At 72.2% G+C, this 16,393-nt stretch carries 13 protein-coding genes and 1 other RNA gene; 12 read left to right on the plus strand and 2 right to left on the minus strand.

Annotation, left to right across the window (positions count from 1 at the left end; genetic code table 11):
* Positions 1-97: 97 nt before the first annotated feature.
* Positions 98-3,793, minus strand: coding sequence for an FHA domain-containing protein (locus ABZ928_RS51020; RefSeq protein ID WP_361536306.1), 3,696 nt, complete (start codon positions 3,791-3,793; stop codon positions 98-100).
* A gap of 374 nt (positions 3,794-4,167) precedes the next feature.
* Between ABZ928_RS51020 and ABZ928_RS51025 the strand changes: the two genes are divergently transcribed.
* From ABZ928_RS51025 to ABZ928_RS51040, 4 genes are all read left to right on the plus strand, one after another.
* The gene (locus ABZ928_RS51025; protein ID WP_361536248.1) at positions 4,168-5,838 is read left to right on the plus strand and encodes a serine/threonine-protein kinase; all 1,671 of its coding nucleotides are present in this window, start codon (positions 4,168-4,170) and stop codon (positions 5,836-5,838) included.
* Between the two features lie 105 nt (positions 5,839-5,943).
* The gene (locus tag ABZ928_RS51030) at positions 5,944-7,182 is read left to right on the plus strand and encodes a serine/threonine-protein kinase (RefSeq protein WP_361536250.1); all 1,239 of its coding nucleotides are present in this window, start codon (positions 5,944-5,946) and stop codon (positions 7,180-7,182) included.
* A 188-nt stretch (positions 7,183-7,370) separates the two neighbouring features.
* Complete coding sequence (gene prfB, locus ABZ928_RS51035) at positions 7,371-8,474, plus strand: peptide chain release factor 2 (protein WP_361536252.1); 1,104 nt, start codon at positions 7,371-7,373, stop codon at positions 8,472-8,474.
* A gap of 297 nt (positions 8,475-8,771) precedes the next feature.
* Positions 8,772-9,389 (plus strand): hypothetical protein, encoded by a 618-nt coding sequence (locus ABZ928_RS51040; RefSeq protein WP_361536254.1) that lies wholly within the window; start codon positions 8,772-8,774, stop codon positions 9,387-9,389.
* A gap of 96 nt (positions 9,390-9,485) precedes the next feature.
* On the opposite strand, the gene ABZ928_RS51045 is transcribed toward ABZ928_RS51040, so the two are convergent.
* Complete coding sequence (locus ABZ928_RS51045; RefSeq protein WP_361536256.1) at positions 9,486-9,677, minus strand: hypothetical protein; 192 nt, start codon at positions 9,675-9,677, stop codon at positions 9,486-9,488.
* Positions 9,678-9,909: 232 nt separating this feature from the next.
* Here ABZ928_RS51045 and ftsE point away from each other — a divergent pair, with 232 nt between their 5' ends.
* The 8 genes from ftsE (at position 9,910) to ABZ928_RS51085 (ending at position 16,358) form a co-directional block, all read left to right on the plus strand.
* Positions 9,910-10,599, plus strand: coding sequence for a cell division ATP-binding protein FtsE (ftsE, locus tag ABZ928_RS51050; protein ID WP_059192143.1), 690 nt, complete (start codon positions 9,910-9,912; stop codon positions 10,597-10,599).
* A gap of 34 nt (positions 10,600-10,633) precedes the next feature.
* Positions 10,634-11,551 carry a permease-like cell division protein FtsX gene (ftsX, locus tag ABZ928_RS51055; RefSeq protein ID WP_361536258.1) on the plus strand — a complete coding sequence of 306 codons (918 nt, stop codon included), beginning with the start codon at positions 10,634-10,636 and terminating at the stop codon, positions 11,549-11,551.
* Positions 11,552-11,618: 67 nt separating this feature from the next.
* Positions 11,619-12,788 carry a S41 family peptidase gene (locus tag ABZ928_RS51060; protein ID WP_361536260.1) on the plus strand — a complete coding sequence of 390 codons (1,170 nt, stop codon included), beginning with the start codon at positions 11,619-11,621 and terminating at the stop codon, positions 12,786-12,788.
* A gap of 58 nt (positions 12,789-12,846) precedes the next feature.
* Positions 12,847-13,389 (plus strand): SsrA-binding protein SmpB, encoded by a 543-nt coding sequence (gene smpB, locus ABZ928_RS51065; RefSeq protein ID WP_361536308.1) that lies wholly within the window; start codon positions 12,847-12,849, stop codon positions 13,387-13,389.
* A gap of 128 nt (positions 13,390-13,517) precedes the next feature.
* Positions 13,518-13,906, plus strand: a transfer-messenger RNA (tmRNA) gene (gene ssrA / locus ABZ928_RS51070).
* A 141-nt stretch (positions 13,907-14,047) separates the two neighbouring features.
* Positions 14,048-14,899: a DUF4232 domain-containing protein gene (locus tag ABZ928_RS51075; protein WP_361536262.1), complete on the plus strand. Its 852-nt coding sequence runs from the start codon at positions 14,048-14,050 to the stop codon at positions 14,897-14,899.
* Positions 14,896-15,315 (plus strand): hypothetical protein, encoded by a 420-nt coding sequence (locus ABZ928_RS51080; protein WP_361536264.1) that lies wholly within the window; start codon positions 14,896-14,898, stop codon positions 15,313-15,315. The genes ABZ928_RS51075 and ABZ928_RS51080 overlap by 4 nt, the downstream gene beginning before the upstream one ends.
* 77 nt (positions 15,316-15,392) lie before the next feature.
* The gene (locus ABZ928_RS51085) at positions 15,393-16,358 is read left to right on the plus strand and encodes a PHB depolymerase family esterase (protein WP_361536266.1); all 966 of its coding nucleotides are present in this window, start codon (positions 15,393-15,395) and stop codon (positions 16,356-16,358) included.
* Positions 16,359-16,393 lie beyond the last annotated feature (35 nt).

Genomic DNA, 16,393 nt, shown 5'->3' on the forward strand with positions numbered 1-16,393 from the left:
TGTCGGCGTTCGTCTGCGGCGCCGTCGTGGCTGGTCGCGCAGTTCCCCGCGCCCCTTAGCGGCGCTGCCGTACCGCAGCCGACTTCACCGGGTCCGCTTAGAGCAGCGAGGGGACCTCCGTCGCCGCGACCTCCCGTGCCGCCCGCTCCAGCGCGCTCGCCAGCAGCGCCAGGTCCGTCGGGCCGTTGCCCAGCTCCCGCACCGGGCGCCGGGCGGGCGGGTCGCCCATGCGGTGCCAGTCCAGGGGGACCACGGTCGGGCGCAGGGTCGCCGTACGCGGGATGCGTCCCGTGACCCGGCCGCCCTGGAACGCGGTCGTACGGCCGTCCGCCCAGGTCAACCGGCCGCGCCCCGGCGCCGGTTCGTCCGGCCCCGGCGCCACCGCGTCCAGCGTGACCCGCAGCGCCGCCCGCCGGGCCGCCTCCGACTCCGCCGTACGCCCACCGGAGGCCGCCGCGGCGACGAGATGGACGCCGAGCTGCTCACCCTCCCGCGCCACGGCCTCCAGCGCCCGCATCACCGAGCCCGCCGAGGGTCTGCCGGGGGAGCCCAGCGCGGGGGAGACGAGAGCGTCCAGGTCGTCCACGACCACGACGAGTCGAGGCAACGGGGGCGCGGGGTCCGTCTGCTGACGGGCCGCCGCGGGCCGCAGCCGCATGGTGGAGCTGGGCGGGCTGTCGAGGTCGCCGTTCGCGGAGGCTCCCCGCTGCGCGACCATACGGCCCGACAGCTCACGCCCGGTGTGCCACTCCGCGAACCCGGAACGGCCCAGCAACTCGGCCCGCCGCTTCAGCTCGGCGCTCAGCGACTGGGCGAACTCCCGCATCCGCACCGGGTCGTTGGCGGTGAGATGGGTGGTCACATGCGGTACGTCCGTACAGACCCGCAAGCCCTCCCCGTGGCCGCTCCCGCCCGTGCCCACACTGTCCCGGCCGTCCATCAGGACGATGCTCAGCCGGTCCGGCCGTTCAGCGGCGGCCAGCGACGCGACGACCGCCCGCAGCAGTTCCGTACGGCCGCTGCCCGCCGGGCCCTCGATCAGCAGATGCGGTCCCTCGGCCACGAGGTCCGCGCAGACCGGCCCGCGCGGCCCGGCCCCGAGCACGGCCCGCGCCCGTCCGCCGAGCGCCTCCGTGTCGTCCGCCGCGTCCGCCCAACGCGCCATCAGCGACGCCGGGGTGGCCCGCGCCAGCCCCAACTCGTCCAGCAGCCTCGCCATCTGAGGCAACGGCGCGGACACGCGCGCGTGCCGCTCCCCTCCGGCGCCCTCCGTGCGCAACGGCGCCAACGCCCGCGCGAACCGCTCCGCCCAGGCGGGGGAGACGGCGTCCACGGCGGCGATGGTGCCGTGACCGACGGGGCCGGTGGGGTGGGCGGAGAGGGGCTCGGAGAGGGAGGTGGCGTGGGAGGCGGAGTGGGAGGTGAAGTGGCGGGCGGGAGTGCCGTGGTGGGTGGGGGCGGTGCCGGAGGAGGTGTTCTGGTCGGGGCGGGGGCGATCGGCGTGGGTGTGGTCCGCCGTGGCGTGGCCGGTGCGTTCGGTGGTGCCGGTGCGTTCGGCGGGGCCGCTCGTGGACGGTGCCGTCCCGCCCCGCGCCACCCGCAGCAGCCGCAACGCCGTCGCCACATCCCCGCTGAGCAGGGCGACCGCGCCGCACTCCCGGAACGCCGGGGACGCCGCGCACGCCGTCTCGTAGGTCTCCGTCACCGGCGACGCGGGCGAGGCCGGTGCGGTCTCGGCGAGACAGACCACGTGGATCCCGGCCCTCGGCCCCTCATGCGCCAGCCGCGCCACGGCCTCGCGGACATCGGCGCCACCGGGATCGCCGTCCACGAGGAGCACGGTGTACGGCCCCTCGAAGCCGGGCGCCTGGTCGGCGTCGTCGTCCCGGGCCCAGGAGGGGCGCCGGGCCGCGCTCTTGTCCGGGGCGGGCGGTACGGGGGCACTCGCGGTGTGCGGTGTCTCCTCCAGTCGGCGGAGGAGTTCCTCCGTGCGGGCCGTCGCCTGTTCGCGGTCGTACGCGACGAGGAGGCGGCAGTCCTGCCCGTGCCCCGGGCGCAGATGCGGGAGCCAGCCCAGCCAGGACCACTCGGTGGTGCGCTCGGGCAGGGAGCGGGAGCGGTCGGCGCTGATCAGGACTATCTCAAGGGTGTCGGGGGAGTGCAGCGCGGCGAGCTGGGCGACGACCGCGCGGGCCAGTCCGGCGAGCCGCGCGCGCGGACCCGCCAGCCCCAGTGCCCCCACCTCGCGCAGATCGGCGGTGACCGGGACGGCGGGCAGCAGCCCCGAGCCGTCCGGCGCCGCCCGGTCGGCCGTGCCCAGCCGCACGGTGAGCGCTTCCGGGTGACCGGGCCCACGCTCCCACAGGCGGGGCCCCGGTCCCAGCGCCGTCAGCAGCAGCGCCGCCGGGTCCGGCCAGGTCTCCGGCTGGTGCGGGGCGGCAGCCGACGGCGAGGGTGCCGTGTGGGTCGCCGCCTCGTCGTGGGCGCGGGGTCCGTCCGCCGTACCCGGCTCGCCGCGCCCACCGGTCAGCCTCCGCGCCCAGGCACCGAGGCCGCCACGCTTGCGTACGCCGGGCGGTACGTCGGTCCCCCGGAGGGGAGTGCCCTTGCGGCGGCTGCCCGCCGGGACGTCCGTGGCGCGCGCGTGCTCGTCGGTGGCGGCGGGGTCGGTGGCGGCGGGGTCGGCGGCACCGGACTCCGACGACTCGCCGGCCGTGCCGGCGCCGGGATCCGCGAGCCCCGCGGCCACCGCCGTACCGTCGAATGCCGTGGTGCGGGTGGCCTCCGCGGGCGGGCCGACGTCGCCGGCGCCGGTGCGCCCACCCGCCGCCGTACCGCCAAGGGCTCCCGGCCGTCCTCCGTGTGTCTCCCGGTCGCTCCCGGTGCCGGTCACCGCCACCTGGGACACCCGCCGACGCGAGACGGCGCCCTTCGTGTCGTACGGCTGCGCTCCCCTGCTCTCGATCCGGGGCGCCACGCCCTGTCCCGGCACCACGAGCTGCTCCGCACGCCCCCGCTCCACGCCGCGCTGCGCCTGCGCGCCGCCCAGGTCCGCCGGGCCGTACGCGTGCCGGGTCGGTCCGGAAGGCCCCTCCGGACCGGCGGAGGCCTCCGGGTCCAGGTCCGTCACGCGTACGTGGCCCTCGCCGTCCGGGGCCGTGCGCAGGCGTCCGCCCGGGCCGCCGGCGGGGGCGAGGCGGAGGGCGGACTCCCCGATGCGCAGCAACGCGCCCGGCGCGAAGCGGACCGGGCGGGTGCCCACGCGTGTGCCGTCGAGGATCGTGCCGTTGGTGGAGTCGAGGTCGGCGACCGAGACGCGGCCGTCGGGGGCGACGGTGACCGCGCAGTGCAGCCGGGAGACGTCCGGGTCGTCGAGCGGGACGTCGGCGTCGGCGGAGCGGCCGATCTCGACGCGGCCGCCGTGCAGGAGGTGCACCCCGCCCGCGTCCGGGCCCGCGACCACGTCGAGGCGGGTGGGCGCGTCGTCCACCTCGGGGTGCGGCTCGGGGTCGGTGGGGGCGCCGAGGGCGAGCACGGCGCCGTCGGTCAGCGGGGGCTCGCCGAGGGTGCAGCGCTGGGCGTCGAGCCGCTCGGCACCGGCGTACAGCACGGGCTGTCCGGTGCCGGAGGGCGGCGCGCCGTCGCCGGAGACCGCGGAGGCCAGCGCGGACGTTATCGCCGCGAGGGCCGTCCCGGCGGGCGCCGTGACCAGCACGTCGCAGCTCGCGGCACGGCCGGGGGCCGTCTCCGCGGACGGGGCCAGCGGGTCTACGACGGTCAGCCGGATCTGCATCGCCGTCAGCGGTCCCTTCTGCGCGGGCACCCGCGGAACGAGGACGAAGCCACCCCGCGGTCCCCCACACCGCGGACTTCCCCCACCGCCGCACGAGCACATCGGCCAGTACTGAAGGCATCCTCGCACCTGCCACTGACAATGCGCCCGCCCCCCGAGGGCAAGTGATCTTGAATGGTCAGCTCTGCCCCAAAAGTGCCTGACCAGTGCGACGTCGGCGATCACTTGAGATCGGTCACGTCCGCTCCCGGCAACCAAGAGACCGAGGTCGAGCGTCTTTCCTGCGAACAGGCTTCGCAGCGACTACGTAGTGCTTCGGGGGACGGCACTACAGTGGGTCGGAAACGCAGGCAAGCAAGCAGGGAGCGCATGACGTGCGGCCGGTAGGCAGCAAGTACTTCCTCGAGGAGCCGCTCGGACGCGGTGCCACGGGGACCGTCTGGCGAGCCCGCCAGCGCGAGGCCGCGGGCGCCGAGGCGGCCGTGCAGGGCCAGCCCGGTGAGACCGTCGCGATCAAGGTCCTCAAGGAGGAGCTCGCGAGCGATCCGGACATCGTGATGCGGTTCCTGCGGGAGCGCTCCGTCCTGCTCCGGCTGACCCACCCCAACATCGTCCGGGTCCGCGACCTGGTCGTCGAGGGCGATCTGCTGGCCCTGGTCATGGACCTCGTCGAGGGCCCCGACCTGCACCGGTACCTCCGCGAGAACGGGCCCTTCAGCCCCGTCGGCGCCGCCCTGCTCACCGCGCAGATCGCCGACGCGCTCGCCGCGAGCCATGCCGACGGCGTCGTCCACCGCGACCTGAAGCCCGCCAACGTCCTGCTCCAGCAGCACGGCGGCCAGATGCACCCGCTGCTGACCGACTTCGGCATCGCGCGCCTCGCGGACTCTCCCGGCCTGACCCGCACCCACGAGTTCGTCGGCACGCCCGCGTACGTGGCCCCCGAGTCCGCCGAGGGCCGCCCGCAGACCTCCGCCGTCGACATCTACGGCGCCGGCATCCTGCTGTACGAGCTGGTCACCGGCCGTCCGCCGTTCTCCGGCGGCTCCGCCCTGGAAGTCCTCCACCAGCACCTGAGCGCCGAGCCCCGCCGCCCCTCCACGGTCCCGGACCCGCTGTGGACGGTCATAGAGCGCTGTCTGCGCAAGAACCCCGACGACCGGCCCAGCGCCGAGAACCTCGCCCGCGGCCTCCGGGTCGTCGCCGAGGGCGTCGGCGTGCACGCGAACTCCGGGCAGATCGCCGCCGCCGAGAACGTCGCCGCGCTCCTCGTACCCGACCCGGCCCCTGCGGCCGTACCGGGCTCCGTCGACCCCACGCAGGTGCTGCCGCACGGCGCGGGGGCGTACGACCCGAACGCCGCGACCAACGTCCTGCCGCATGTCGGCGCCGCCGACCCCACCGCCGTACTCCCGAACCGCGGCGCGGCCGACCCGACGGCCGTCATGCCGCCGGTGCCGCCCGGCCAGCCGGGACAGCAGGGACAGCATGGCCAGGGCGGGCCCGAGGACCCGCACCCCTGGCAGAACCAGCTGCGCGCCGCCCGCGACCGCAACGAGCAGACGCAGGTCCAGTACCTCGACCCCAACCAGGACCCGCTGCGCCGCCGCCCCCAGCGGCAGGTCCAGCGCCCGCAGCAGCAGCCGCGCCCCCAGCAGCGCCCGCAGCCGCAGCAGCCCCAGCAGGGCTACGGCGGCTATCCGCCGCAGCAGCCTCAGCAACAGCAGCCGCAGCGGTACGCCCCCCAGCCGCAGCCCCAGCAGCCCCCGCAGCGGTACGCACCCCCGCCGCCCCAGCAGCCGCAGCAGCCCCAGCGCGAGCCCCGGCAGCGCAGCGCGAACCCGATGAAGATCCCGGGTCTCGGCTGCCTCAAGGGGTGCCTGTTCACGATCGTCATCCTGTTCGTCGCGGGCTGGCTGATCTGGGAGCTGAGCCCGCTCCAGGACTGGATCGGCACGGGCAAGAGCTACTGGGACCAGATCGGCGACTGGATCGGCACGGTGTCCGGGTGGATCGGGGACCTGGGCGGCTCCTCCGGACAGTGACTCTGGAGATTTGTCGACACCTGGCGGGTGATTTCCGCCTCCGTGGTGAAGGTCGGCTCATCTGACGCGTAGCTTTGTCGCCAACACGCGTCCGTAGGAGCAGCTTTGACACGGAAGATCGGCAGCCGGTACGCCGCCCACCAGATCCTGGGGCGGGGCAGTGCCGGCACGGTGTGGCTGGGTGAGGGGCCCGAGGGGCCCGTCGCCATCAAGCTGCTGCGCGAGGACCTCGCGTCCGACGAGGAGCTCGTCGGCCGGTTCGTCCAGGAGCGCACGGCCCTGCTCGGCCTGGAGCACCCGAACGTCGTCTCGGTCCGTGACCTGGTCGTCGACGGCAACGACCTCGCGCTGGTCATGGACCTGGTCCGCGGCACCGATCTGCGCACCCGCCTGGACCGCGACCGGCGGCTGGCGCCCGAGGCCGCGGTGGCGATCGTCGCGGACATCGCCGACGGGCTCGCGGCCGCGCACGCGGCGGGCGTCGTGCACCGGGACGTCAAGCCGGAGAACGTCCTCCTCGACATGCAGGGCCCGCTGGGCCCCGGCGGCTCGCACCGCGCCCTCCTCACGGACTTCGGCGTCGCGAAGCTCATCGACACCCCGCGCCGGACCCGGGCGACGAAGATCATCGGCACGCCGGACTATCTGGCCCCGGAGATCGTGGAGGGCCTGCCGCCCCGCGCCGCGGTCGACATCTACGCGCTGGCGACCGTCCTCTACGAGCTCCTCGCGGGCTTCACCCCCTTCGGCGGCGGACACCCGGGCGCGGTCCTGCGCCGCCACGTCACCGAGACCGTCGCCCCGCTCCCCGGCATCCCCGACGAGCTCTGGCAGCTGATCGTCCAGTGCCTCGCCAAGGCACCGGCCTCCCGGCTGCGCGCCTCGGAGCTGGGGACACGGCTGCGCGAGCTGCTGCCGCTGGTGGCCGGGATGCCGCCGCTGGACGTGGACGAGCCGGACGCCGACGAGGAGGAGTCCGAGGAGCTCCTGTCCTCCTCGGAGGAGCCGGTCTCCGCGCGCCCGGTACGGCGGGGCGCGGTACCCCTGGTCCCGGGCGCGAAGCCCGCCGACTCCAACCGCGACACCCATACGTCGATGAGGGTGCCGGCACCCGACGAGCTGGCGGGGGGCGCGCACGGCACGGCACGGGTGCCGAGGGCGGCGGGCGCGCCGCGGCCGGGCTCCGCGCGCAACCGGGCGGCCACGCGCCGGCGCCGGGTGGTGGTGAGCGTGGCGGCGGTGGTGCTGGTGGCCGCGGCCGGGGTCGGCACATGGGCCGCGACCTCGGGGGACGACTCCGGGACCCCCCAGGACACGAAGAACTCGGCGCCGGCGTCTCCGTGACGGCCGGTGGGGGTGCGCGTCCGGTTGCTCGCCCCCGCCGCCCCTACCCGTCCCATCCCTGGGGGCTGTGCCCCCAGACCCCCCTTCGGCCCTCAAGGGGCCTCGTCCTCAAACGCCGGACGGGCTGGGAGGCCGCACTCGACGCCCGCCCGGCCGAGGTCGGTTGCCACAGCCGTTAGGCTGGAGGCGTGGCAGTCGTCGATGTATCCGAAGAGCTCAAGTCCCTCTCCTCGACCATGGAGTCGATCGAGGCCGTTCTGGACCTCGACAAGCTGAGGGCAGACATCGCCGTGCTCGAGGAGCAGGCGGCCGCGCCGTCCCTGTGGGACAACCCGGACGAGGCGCAGAAGATCACCAGCAAGCTCTCCCACCTCCAGGCGGAGGTGCGGAAGGCCGAGGCCCTGCGCGGGCGGATCGACGATCTGTCCGTGCTCTTCGAGATGGCCGAGGAGGAGGACGACCCGGACACCCGCGCCGAGGCGGAGTCCGAGCTGGCCTCCGTGAAGAAGGCGCTGGACGAGATGGAGGTCCGGACGCTGCTGAGCGGTGAGTACGACGCCCGTGAGGCGCTCGTCAACATCCGCGCCGAGGCCGGTGGCGTCGACGCCGCCGACTTCGCCGAGCAGCTCCAGCGCATGTACCTGCGCTGGGCCGAGCGCCACGGCTACAAGACCGAGATCTACGAGACGTCGTACGCCGAAGAGGCCGGCATCAAGTCGACCACCTTCGCCGTGCAGGTGCCGTACGCCTACGGCACGCTCTCCGTCGAGCAGGGCACCCACCGTCTCGTGCGGATCTCGCCCTTCGACAACCAGGGCCGCCGTCAGACCTCCTTCGCGGGTGTCGAGGTGCTCCCGGTCGTCGAGCAGACCGACCATGTCGAGATCGACGAGTCGGACCTGCGCGTGGACGTCTACCGTTCCTCCGGTCCCGGCGGCCAGGGCGTGAACACCACGGACTCCGCGGTCCGGCTGACCCACCTGCCCACCGGCATCGTGGTCTCCTGCCAGAACGAGCGCTCGCAGATCCAGAACAAGGCCACCGCCATGAACGTCCTCCAGGCGAAGCTGCTGGAGCGGCAGCGCCAGGAGGAGCGGGCCAAGATGGACGCCCTCAAGGACGGCGGCAGTTCCTGGGGCAACCAGATGCGTTCGTACGTCCTGCACCCGTACCAGATGGTGAAGGACCTGCGCACCGAGTTCGAGGTCGGAAATCCGCAGGCCGTGCTCGACGGCGAGATCGACGGTTTCCTCGAGGCCGGAATTCGCTGGCGCAAGCAGCAGGAGAAGTAACCGACAGGGATTTGTCGACAAGGCAACTGCCGCCGACCCGGCGGCAGTTGCCTTTTGCGTACCCGGATGTCTGGGTTTTACATCACACTCACAGGCTCTGTTCCCCGGCAAAGAACCCTTACCCGGACATCGCGTACGCAACGGCCTTGACGTTGCTTTGAAAAATGGGAAGGGTAAAGCGTGGCATGCGTATCTCTGGGGCGCATGTGAACCGGGGGAGTTGAGCCCTGCCACCCCCGTCGATCACGGCCCCGAGCGCCGCCTCACTGACGATGAGCTACTGGGGGTAGCAACCTTATGACCAAGAAGACGCGGATCCGGATCGCGCGCATAGCCGCCGGTGCCGTGATCGCGGCCGGTGCCTCGCTGACCGCGGCCGGTGCCGCATCCGCGCTGGAGATCGACGTCAACGTCGCCGGTGTCGGCGTCAACGTCAGCACCGAAGCCGACGACGAGACGCCGCCCGCCCCGGAGCCGCCGGTGTCGAGCCCGCCGGCCACCGAGATCCCGACCGAGGAGCCGCCCACGCAGGAGCCTCCCACCGAGGAGCCGCCCATCACCGAGGAGCCCACGGAAGAGCCCACCGAGCCGACCGAGGACCCCACTGAGGAGCCCTCCGAGGACCCGACCGACGACGGCGGGGACAGCGGCAGCGACGACGGCGGCAACGGCGGCGGCGGGAACAACGCCGACCCCGACGGCGGCTCCGACACCTCCGCGCAGGAAGAGGGCACCTCCGCCCTCACCGACACCGGCTCGGACACCGCGGCCCAGGGCAGCGGCGGCGAGCTCGCCGAGACCGGCGCCGCGCAGACCACCTTCCTGCTGCTCGGTGCCGCGACGATGATCGCCGGCGGTATCGGCTTCCGCATCCTGCCGCGCCTCGTGGGCGGCCGCGGCGGCGCTGCCGCCTGACGGTAGCCACGCGCACACGCCAGGTGCGCACGTAACACGACGAGGGGCCCGGAGCGCGCTACGCGCTCCGGGCCCCTCGGTCGTTCGGTGCGGCGGCTACGCGGTCTGGTGGGCCAGCAGGGCCACCGCCGCGATCAGCACCGCCAGCAGGGCGATCAGCGCCATCGGGTTGAGCTGGGCGAACAGGTTGTCCTGCGACAGCCGCTCGCGGTTCGCGCGGCAGACGGGGCAGCGGCCCTCATTGACGGGCGCCGCGCAGTTGGCGCACACCAGCCGGTCGTACGTCATGCGCTCGCCCTCCTAGTGCCGGTTCCACCAAGAGAACGTTCCCCGGACGCGGAACGTTCCCCCCTCCACTGTGCCAGGTTCCCCGGGAAACGGCTCGGCGCTCCGGGAGGGGCACCCCTGGGCAGGTACACATAACGCACATCTGTTGCGGAACCGCAACCGGTGCCTGCGCTCGCACACCCCGGTCGCGTATGGTCACGCACATCTACCCCCGGCCAACCGTGGTGCATCCGTGATCCGATTCGACAACGTCTCCAAGGTCTACCCCAAGCAGACCCGCCCCGCACTCAGGGATGTCTCCCTGGAAGTGGAGAAGGGCGAGTTCGTGTTCCTCGTGGGGTCCTCCGGCTCCGGAAAGTCCACCTTCCTGCGGCTGATCCTCCGCGAGGAGCGGTGCAGCCACGGCCAGGTGCACGTCCTGGGCAAGGACCTCGCGCGCGTCTCCAACTGGAAGGTGCCGCAGATCCGGCGCCAGCTCGGCACGGTCTTCCAGGACTTCCGGCTGCTGCCGAACAAGACGGTCGCCGAGAACGTGGCCTTCGCCCAGGAGGTCATCGGCAAGTCGAAGGGCGAGATCCGCAAGTCCGTGCCCCAGGTGCTCGACCTCGTCGGGCTCGGCGGCAAGGAGGAGCGCATGCCCGGTGAGCTGTCCGGCGGTGAGCAGCAGCGCGTCGCCATCGCGCGGGCCTTCGTCAACCGGCCCAAGCTGCTCATCTGCGACGAGCCCACCGGCAACCTCGACCCGCAGACCTCGGTCGGCATCATGAAGCTCCTCGACCGGATCAACCGGACGGGCACCACCGTGGTGATGGCCACGCACGACCAGAACATCGTGGACCAGATGCGCAAGCGCGTCATCGAGCTGGAGCAGGGCCGCCTCGTCCGCGACCAGGCGCGCGGCGTCTACGGCTACCAGCACTGACCGCCCCGTCCACGGAAAGGCTCAACCAGACGCCATGCGCGCCCAGTTCGTACTGTCCGAGATCGGTGTCGGTCTCCGCCGCAATCTGACCATGACCTTCGCGGTCATCGTCTCCGTAGCCCTGTCCCTGGCCCTCTTCGGTGGCTCGCTCCTGATGAGCGACCAGGTCAACACGATGAAGGGCTACTGGTACGACAAGGTCAACGTCTCGGTCTTCCTCTGCAACAAGAGCGACGCCGAGTCGGACCCCAACTGCGCCAAGGGCGCGGTCACCGCCGACCAGAAGAAGGAGATCCTCGGCGACATCGACAAGATGTCCGTCGTCGAGAAGGTCACCTACGAGTCCCAGGACCAGGCGTACAAGCACTACAAGGAGCAGTTCGGCGACTCCCCGCTGGCCGCCTCCCTCACGCCGGACCAGATGCAGGAGTCGTACCGCATCAAGCTGAAGGACCCGGAGAAGTACCAGGTCGTCGCGACCGCCTTCGACGGCCGGGACGGCGTGCAGTCCGTGCAGGACCAGAAGGGCATCCTGGACAACCTCTTCGGTCTCCTCAACGGCATGAACTGGGCCGCGCGCGCGGTGATGGCCCTCATGCTGGTCGTCGCCCTGATGCTGATCGTCAACACGGTGCGTGTCTCGGCGTTCAGCCGCCGGCGTGAGACCGGGATCATGCGCCTGGTCGGCGCCTCGGGCTTCTACATCCAGGCCCCGTTCATCATGGAGGCCGCCGTCGCCGGTCTCATCGGAGGCACGGTCGCCTGCGGATTCCTCGTGGTCGCCCGGTACTTCATCATCGACCACGGGCTGGCCCTGTCCGAGAAGCTCAACCTGATCAACTTCATCGGCTGGGACGCCGTCCTGACGAAACTCCCGCTCATCCTGGCGACGAGCCTGCTGATGCCCGCCCTGGCCGCGTTCTTCGCGTTGCGCAAGTACCTGAGGGTGTGACACACGCCAAGAGGGCCGTACGGTCAACCGACCGTGCGGCCCTTCGCGTTGTCCTAGACTCACCCGCATGTCAGGCCGAGACCTGTTCTGTCAGCCCCGCCGCTTCGGCCGCGGGGCGGCCCTGACGTTGGTGTTCGCGAGTGTGCTGGTCGCGGGGGCGGCGACGGGGTCGCTGCCCGAGAGCGACCGGAAAAGCCCGCAGGGCGGGGTCGGTTCGGCCACCCAGGCCGGGCACCACGAGAACGTCGCCGAGGCCGCCGCCGAGGCGATGGCCGCCGGGAAGTCCCCCATGGAGGCCGCCGAGCGGGCCGTGAGCCGCAGCGGGGACCGCTGGGGGGCGGTGTACTCGCGGGGCGAGTACGAGGAGTTCGAGGAGGCCCTCGACGGCCGCTACACCGGCGTCGGACTCTGGGCCCGCCGGGAGCGCGACGGCCGTATCGAGGTCACCAAGGTGCGGGCCGGGTCGCCCGCCGCCGGCGCGGGGATCCGGGCCGGCGACCGGCTGCGGACCATCGACGGGGCCAAGGTGGACGGCCGGCCGGTCACCGAGGTGGTCTCCTTACTGCGCGGCGACGCCACCGACGCGGCCGCCGGTACGGCCGTGACCGTGGGCCTGGAACGCGGCACGCGCGCGTGGAGCGAGACCCTGCGCCGCGCCAGTCTGTCCACGGACTCGGTCACCGTTCGACAGCTCGCCGACGGCATCACCGTCATCAAGATCGACTCGTTCACCAAGGGCTCAGGCGACGCCGTCCGCGCCGCCGTACGAGAGGCCCCCGCCGCCTCCGGCATCCTCCTCGACCTCCGCGGCAACTCCGGCGGACTGGTCACCGAGGCCGTCACCGCCGCCTCCGCCTTCCTCGACGGCGGCCTCGTCGCCACCTACGACGTCGAAGGCGCCCAGCAGGCCCTGCACGCCGACCCCGGCGGCGACACCACCAGACCCCTGGTCGCGCTCGTCGACGGCGGCACGATGAGCGCGGCCGAGCTGCTCACCGGCGCGTTGCAGGACCGGGGACGGGCGGTGGTCGTGGGCTCCCGCACCTTCGGCAAGGGCTCGGTGCAGATGCCCAGCCGGCTCCCCGACGGCTCCGTCGCCGAGCTGACCGTCGGCCACTACCGCACCCCCTCGGGGCGCGGCGTCGACGGCAAGGGCATCACCCCGGACCTGGACGCGGACCAGCGGGTCCTGGAGCGGGCGGAGACCGTTCTCAGCGGGCTGGGACCCGCGTCGTAAACGACTTCCCGTCCACCCCCTCCGTAGTGCGAAAATGGACGGCACTATGAGCAAGGGAATGTACGTACCGAAGGAGTCCCAGCCCAAGCAGGGCGGGGCCGCCGCCAAGGCGCAGGACGGCGAGAAGGGCGGCAAGAAGAAGATCGTCGCCCAGAACAAGAAGGCCCGGCACGACTACGCCATCATCGACACCTACGAGGCCGGCATCGTGCTCAGCGGCACCGAGGTGAAGTCGCTGCGCCAGGGCCGGACCTCGCTGACCGACGGCTTCGTCCAGATCGACGGGGGCGAGGCGTGGCTGCACAACGCCCACATCCCCGAGTACGCGCAGGGCACCTGGACCAACCACTCCGCGCGCCGCAAGCGCAAGCTGCTGCTGCACCGCGAGGAGATCGACAAGCTGGAGTCCAAGACCCAGGAGACGGGTCACACGATCGTGCCCCTCTCGGTGTACTTCAAGGACGGCCGGGCCAAGGCCGAGATCGCGCTCGCGCGAGGAAAGAAGGAGTACGACAAGCGCCAGACCCTGCGGGAGAAGCAGGACCGGCGGGAGTCGGACCGGGCCATCGCGGCGGCGAAGCGCAGGCAGCGGGGTCAGTAGGGGCCCGTAGGGAGCCGTAGGGGCCAGTAGGAATAGGCTGGCATCGGCGTGCGTTGGTCACGTACGATGGGTACCGCACCTCACCGAGGGTGCGCGCCTCTCGTTGAGGGGCATTGACAAAACAACATGGGGATGATCGGTTTCGACAGCGGCTGTCGAAGCAGGGGAAGCGAGCCGAGGAAGCGGCAATGATCTCGTAAACCATATGTCGCAACCAATAATCGCCAATTCCAAGAGCGATTCCCGCGCCTTCGCCCTCGCTGCCTAATTAGGTAGCGAGAGAAGGCCCTTAACGGGTGTCAGCCCGGGAGTGTTCCCGACCCGGATCCTGGCATAATCTAGGGGACTAAACCGTTCGGCCCGGTCACGGGGCCGGACGGGAAAACAAACAGTGACTGGGCCCGTCGGCGACTTGTTCGCGTGATCGCCGGGGCCGAGAAAATCACAGCGAACTGCGCTCGGAGAAGTCCTGATTCCGCACCGTTGGACGCGGGTTCGATTCCCGCCATCTCCACTCGTCCCTTCGGGGACAACCCCATGTTTCTCAATGAACACAGTGGCAAAAGCCTCGTCGCTATTCAGCGGCGGGGCTTTTGTCATTCCCCGCCCTTGGGATTCTGTGACACGCCTGTGACGGGAGATGTGGTGGGGTGGGCGAATGCCTCTCGTCGCGCGCACTGTTCCCGTCGCTTTCGCCGGTGTCCTGTTCCTCACCGCGTGCGGTACACAGACCGCCTCGCAGGGCGTCGGGGGACCGGGTACCGCCACCGCTTCCTGCCCGCCGTACTCCCAGCAGTCCGAGGACGTGAAGATCACCGGCTGCACGACCGCCCGCACCGTCACCTTCCAGGTCACCAATCCCGAGGCGAAGACGGCCACTTACACGGTGACCTTCGCGTTCCGCACGGCAGCCGGCGCCGAGAACGTCACGCGGACCGTCGAGGCCGTCGGCCCGGGCCGGACCGTCAAGGGAACCGTCGAGGCACCCGAGCTCGCCTCCGTGGTGTCCGGCGTCGAGGTGGGCAAGGTGCGCAGCGTGCCCGTCGACGAGGCCTCGTCCGCGTCGGGGCCGTGCCCGGCGTCCGGGGTGCATGTCTACGCCGATGAGGGGGACGCTGCGATGGGGCTGCGGGTCGTCGGCCTGCATCTCGTCAACTGCGGCACCCGGCCGTACCGGCTCGACGGCTACCCCGAGCTCCAACTCCTCGACGAGGACCACGAGTCCGTCGACGGCGTACGGCTCCTGCGCGGCACCGAGCAGATCAGCACCGCCTTGGGCGGGGAGGGCAGCCCGACCCCCGTCGTGCTCCAGCCCGGCGAGGCGGCGCAGACGACGATCGCGTGGCGGAACACGACCGAGGCCGGTGTCGGCGACCCCGTGAACGCGCCGTACGTCCGGGTACGGCCGAAGACGGGCGCCGCCCCCGTGACGGTGGTCCCGGAACTGGACCTCGGGACGACGGGGAAGCTGGGCGTGGGGCCCTGGAAGGCCGCCGAGACCTCCCGGTGACCGCACTCCTCGCCGCCCTCGTCTGCGTCCTCGTCTGCGCCGTCGTACTGATCGCGCTGGCCGGACTCCTCACCCATCCCCGGCTGCCGACCTGGGCGAAGGTCAGCGTGTTCGTCACGGTTCCGGTGGCGGCGGTGGCGTGGCTGCTGGTCGTCTCGGCGGACGACACGATCAAGGATCCCGGAGAGGATCCGTGCACGATGTACTACGGCGGCGGTGTCGGCGTCTCCAAGGCTTTCCCTCCGCAGGCGTACTGCCTGCACGAGGACGGCAGCACCTACGACCTCGCCACCGGAGCCCAGGCCGTGTTCTGGGTCTGCTTCGTCGTGAGTGCGCTGCTACTCGCCGCCGGGCTGTGGAATGCCGTGAGGGATCCCACGTCGCTGGTACGGCGGTTCCAGCTGACCGACGGGTGAACCACCATGCTGGGACCGCCCGTTGTGGTGCCCCGCCCCATGTCGACGGATCGTCCGCGCTTCTACGGTCCCTCCCCATGACACAGACCAGAGCCGCGACCCTGCTCACCGTCCTGACGGCACTTCTCGCCGTCCTCCTCACTCCCTCGCCCGCCTCCGCCGCCTCCCTCCAGGAGGTCACCGGGTTCGGCAGCAACCCGGGCGCGCTGCGGATGTTCCGCTACGTGCCCGACGGGCTGCCCGCCGGGCGGCCGGTCGTCGTCGCGCTGCACGGGTGCACGCAGAACGCGTCCGGGTACGGCACCGGCAGCGGGTGGACGGAGCTCGCCGACCGGTGGGGGTTCTCCGTGGTGCTGCCGCAGCAGCAGTCCGCGAACAACGCCTCGCTGTGCTTCAACTGGTTCCAGAGCGGTGACATCGCGCGCGGTCAGGGCGAGGCCGCGTCCGTCGCGCAGATGGTGGAGCGGCAGGTCGGGGACGTGTCCGGAGGGCCGGTGTATGTCACCGGGCTGTCCGCCGGGGGCGGGTTCGCCGCCGTGATGATGGCCGCGTACCCGGAGAAGTTCGCCGCCGGCGGCATCGTCGCCGGGCTGCCGTACGGGTGTGCGCAGGCCGCCGGGTCGCCGTATGTGTGCATGTACGTCGGGGCCACGCAGACCCCGGACCAGTGGGGCGACCGGGTGCGGGCCGCGCGGCCGGGGTACACCGGGCCCTGGCCGACGCTGGTCGCCTTCCAGGGGACGGCCGACTACACGGTGAAGCCCGTCAACATGACCGATCTGGTCGAGCAGTGGACCGATGTGCGGGGCGCCGACCAGACCGCGGACGTGAGTGACACCGTCGCCGGGTATCCGCACCGGACGTACCAGGACGCGAGTGGTGTCGCCGCCGTCGAGACGTACAGCATCACCGGGATGGGGCACGGGCAGCCCGTCGATCCGGGGACCGGGAGCGGGCAGTGCGGGACGGCCGGGGCGTACATCCTCGACGTCAACCTGTGCGCCGCTTACCGGATGGGTGCCGCGTGGGGACTGAACGGCTGAACGGCTGAGAGGCGTTCTGGTGACGGGCGCCTGGA

The organism is Streptomyces sp. NPDC046909, from assembly GCF_040644695.1.
Lineage (GTDB): Bacteria > Actinomycetota > Actinomycetes > Streptomycetales > Streptomycetaceae > Streptomyces.

Bases quoted from the DNA above. Each gene is read 5' to 3' on its own strand.
- ABZ928_RS51020 (WP_361536306.1), bottom strand. From the start codon at position 3,793: ATGCAGATCCGGCTGACCGTCGTAGACCCGCTGGCCCCGTCCGCGGAG.
- ABZ928_RS51040 (WP_361536254.1), top strand. From the start codon at position 8,772: ATGACCAAGAAGACGCGGATCCGGATCGCGCGCATAGCCGCCGGTGCC.
- ABZ928_RS51045 (WP_361536256.1), bottom strand. From the start codon at position 9,677: ATGACGTACGACCGGCTGGTGTGCGCCAACTGCGCGGCGCCCGTCAAT.
- ftsX (WP_361536258.1), top strand. From the start codon at position 10,634: ATGCGCGCCCAGTTCGTACTGTCCGAGATCGGTGTCGGTCTCCGCCGC.
- ABZ928_RS51060 (WP_361536260.1), top strand. From the start codon at position 11,619: ATGTCAGGCCGAGACCTGTTCTGTCAGCCCCGCCGCTTCGGCCGCGGG.
- smpB (WP_361536308.1), top strand. From the start codon at position 12,847: ATGTACGTACCGAAGGAGTCCCAGCCCAAGCAGGGCGGGGCCGCCGCC.
- ABZ928_RS51075 (WP_361536262.1), top strand. From the start codon at position 14,048: ATGCCTCTCGTCGCGCGCACTGTTCCCGTCGCTTTCGCCGGTGTCCTG.
- ABZ928_RS51085 (WP_361536266.1), top strand. From the start codon at position 15,393: ATGACACAGACCAGAGCCGCGACCCTGCTCACCGTCCTGACGGCACTT.